The organism is Macellibacteroides sp. (assembly GCF_050251695.1).
Taxonomy (GTDB): Bacteria; Bacteroidota; Bacteroidia; order Bacteroidales; family Tannerellaceae; genus Macellibacteroides; species Macellibacteroides fermentans.
Map to the genome: position 1 here is coordinate 1 of NZ_JBFWMI010000170.1, position 3,461 is coordinate 3,461.

The 3,461-nt window shown below is 39.6% G+C and carries 4 protein-coding genes; all 4 read right to left on the reverse strand.

Annotation, left to right across the window (positions count from 1 at the left end):
- Positions 1-13 precede the first annotated feature (13 nt).
- The 4 genes from AB7E53_RS14585 to AB7E53_RS14600 all read right to left on the reverse strand — a co-directional run bounded on the left by AB7E53_RS14585 (position 14) and on the right by AB7E53_RS14600 (position 3,006).
- Positions 14-976, reverse strand: coding sequence for a DUF4407 domain-containing protein (locus AB7E53_RS14585; protein WP_446776518.1), 963 nt, complete (start codon positions 974-976; stop codon positions 14-16).
- A complete protein-coding gene (locus AB7E53_RS14590; protein ID WP_446776520.1) occupies positions 973-1,548 on the reverse strand; it encodes a hypothetical protein in 576 nt (191 codons plus the stop codon). Before AB7E53_RS14590 ends, AB7E53_RS14585 begins: the two co-directional genes overlap by 4 nt.
- A 543-nt stretch (positions 1,549-2,091) precedes the next feature.
- Positions 2,092-2,505 (reverse strand): hypothetical protein, encoded by a 414-nt coding sequence (locus AB7E53_RS14595; RefSeq protein ID WP_446776522.1) that lies wholly within the window; start codon positions 2,503-2,505, stop codon positions 2,092-2,094.
- A 63-nt stretch (positions 2,506-2,568) separates the two neighbouring features.
- A complete protein-coding gene (locus AB7E53_RS14600; RefSeq protein ID WP_446774590.1) occupies positions 2,569-3,006 on the reverse strand; it encodes an HU family DNA-binding protein in 438 nt (145 codons plus the stop codon).
- Positions 3,007-3,461 lie beyond the last annotated feature (455 nt).

A 3,461-nucleotide genomic window follows, 5' to 3' on the forward strand; every position in this document is an offset into this window, starting at 1 on the left:
TTCACTATATTTATTATACTCTTTTTACCAGATCTCTTATAGACTCCTCCTTCACGGCGAGCTGATGCTGAACTATCAAGTCGTAATCACAGGGTTTATCACCAAACTTACTCATTACCACTAATAATTCAAGGAACAGAAGAAAAGAGAAAAGCAAAATGTAGAAACCCAATGCAATACTACTTTTAGACATAATTCGGACTAAAGCCTTTAGCTCTTCCAAAAAACCGGTCTTAGCTTCCAATTCTTTTTTAAGCTCGGCTGCCACATTAAGTTTTTTATTATTGTATTCATCCAGCAGCTTTCTCATATATTCCAAATTCTTCTCATTGGAAATCACCTGTTTTAGTCTGGGATTTTCAATAGGCGTACGCGTTATTGAATTCGATTTTTCTTTTACTATGCTACCATCTTTCTGCACAACAGGAACCTCGGTGGTTACCGATTGCACAGTCATTATTGTTGGACGCTGCGCAATTTCTTCGTTCAATTGCATATTCACTTTATCCAATGAATCGATGGCAAAAGACAATCTGTCAATTTCGGCTCGAATTACAATCTGCCTCGCAGGAGCAATTCGGTTAACCTCTTCCGTTCTGATATCAATCATCTCCTTATCAACGTCATCTCCAAAAATGATCTGGTCGATGATTGTAGAGCCCAGAATTGCCATTATAACCGCCAGGAAGACTCGCAGAACACCTACGCCTCTATTCTTGCCAACTGTAAGGATAATTTGTCTTTCTATCTGTACAACTATTATTACAAATACAAGAGCAACAATAACACAACCCCACCATTGCAACCCCACATATCTATCTGCAAAACAATATCCGGTAAATGCCCACAGAAGAATTAATATAAGCATTGAAGATGTATATTTCTTTAATGCTTTATGACTTGCCTCCGTACAGTTGGCAAGAATATTACGATTCCATCCGGTAATGAAACATCCAAATTTAACCCAGGGACTCATGATCTTTGAGATTTAAGCGTTTCTAACGAAAGTGCCGCAAGTCCCCTAAGAAATCCTCTTTCGTACGAAAGCAGCATTCCGATCATATATCCGGTATTGTTTCTTAAGTCTCTTTCCATATCCTCCAGTTGTCGCTGATGCTCTGTAAGGGTTTGCTTTCTTGTTTTCAGTTGCTCTACCACATCAACCAAACCGGCTTGAGCACGAGATTGAATATGAAAATCTATCTCTCGTACATCATCCATGTATTTAAGTTTTACCTGTTTAAATCTTACCTCTAAATTATTTCTGATAATAACTTTATTCATCTCCTTGTACGAATTATCCGGGTTACAAAGAGCATCTTCGTAACCTTTCGTTTCGTAGTCTTCCTTTAAAAATTGATATATCAAATCGATCGGCATAGACGATCCATACGTAATTGTAGTTGTATTAGCTGAATCATCATTGGGGTCCGAATTATCAATAAAGTCACTTTCTTTTATTTCCTTCAACGGCGCTGCTTCAGTTTGTACTTCTACCGGCGTACTCTTTTGCTCACTATTTCCAAATAGTCTGTTAAAAAATCCCATAGTTTATGAATTATATTATTTATACATGTTTTGTTGGCACTTCAAATTTGTAATGACCCCGCTCAAGACAAGATCTACAAAGGGTTATAAGATATTTATTCTGGCAATTCCAGGGATCTCTATAGACCCCCAATCTAGATACGAAATGATACTGTTTATGATGAACAACCAAACCATCGGCAGAACCACACAAAACACATTTATGATTATCACGCTCTAATATTTCTAGTCTCTTTCTCTTCCATCTTTCGTCAAATAGCTTCTCTCTATATGACCCATGCTGATATGTTATACTCATAATCTGATTAATTGAGAATCAAAGTATTCAATAGAAAATATACATTCGTAAAATAAAAAACCCCGCAAAAAAATCCAATAATTTAAACAATGAAAAGCGCTCTGTAAATCATAATTTATTTGATGCAAATTTTTAACTATATTTTTTTGCTATTTACTAGTTTGACAGAATATTTTTCAATCGAAATCATAATTATTAATAAAAAAAGTCCGCCCCCCACGAGCCGGACTTTTACTGTATGAATCTTAAGCCAGCAACTTATACAGGTAACTGGTTCCGGCTACCGCTATCAAACACCATCCAAGCAGGTTGGCGGCTCCGGTGGAAGGGTTGGTTCCGCTGGCTCCTTCGTTGGGCGCAACATCGTACTGGCTTCTATCGCCGGAGTAATTGGAGGTGCAGGATTGTCCCGAAACTGCCCTTTGATCGGAAGTTCCGTTTTGTCTGTAGGCTTGGAGTTGTCCTCCGGTGGCGGGCGCTGACTGAGGGTTACAATTACAGCCAGGGCAGCCAGGGCAATCTCCTTTTCCTCCATTACAAGAGCCAGGAGGATAAGGATCTTCAGGAACGTGAGGGTGGACTTTCGGCTGTTTCCTTTTCCGAAAAAAGCAGCTTGCCACTACCAAAATAAATTCAATGATCTGTTTTACTTGTTTCATCTTTCTGTTTGTTTTAAGGGGGTGTGTTAAGGATCAATCTGCATCCAAGGGTGCAATGAAGAATTAATACACGTGCTCTTTGTCGCACTGCTCCGTTACGGTCACCGTAACCGTGGGCAATTTCTCGAACTTGGCGTTGTTGGTCACTTCGCGCAACAGGATACCCGGCTTGAAGATAATACGCGGTTTTTTGAACATCGAAGTGTTAAACTCCTCTTCCGTTAAAGCTCCTACAGAGCCGGCTTCCATGCGAAAATTTCCAAAATTGCCCATGCTCACAACCGTTCCGGCCTGCAGCCTCTCGGTAAGGATATAGATCAGACCTTCCAACACCAGCATCACGTCGCCGCGTGATGCGGTACTGTGTGCAGCGATTGCGTCGCACAATTTGTTCAGGTCCATTTTCGAAGTGGTACGAGTGGATCCGTATACCAGTTTACTACCTACAGGAGCGTCTTTCTCCATGTTTCTGCGCTTGATTAAAGAATAAGATAATGCCATACTTGTTTTGTTTTTTTAAGGGTTTATAAAACTTGTTTTCGTTACGTAACAATGCAAATGTACCACCAGCATACCCCCGTTTGGCGCGTTTTGTCCCCCAACGTCCCGATAGGGCGCGATAACGCGTGATGTTTCCCGATAGCTTGCAAACAGCTTCACGAAAACCTCCCGAATAAGTAAAATTTATGACACTTACAAGTTATTTTTTATGCGAAAAATGCTTGTTTATGTAGAAAGTTAGTAGTATATTTGATTAATAATAAAAACAAGATTTAAAACACTATTAATCTGACTTTTACTATGAAAAGTAAGCTTTTTAATCAAAACTATATAACTACAAATACATCAATATACAGATGAAAGACCAATCCCTACCCATCCATCCCTACGGGTGGAACGAGCTGGCGCAATTATATTCGCCCGCTTTGAGCAGTTCGGCACAGAATAAACAGCTG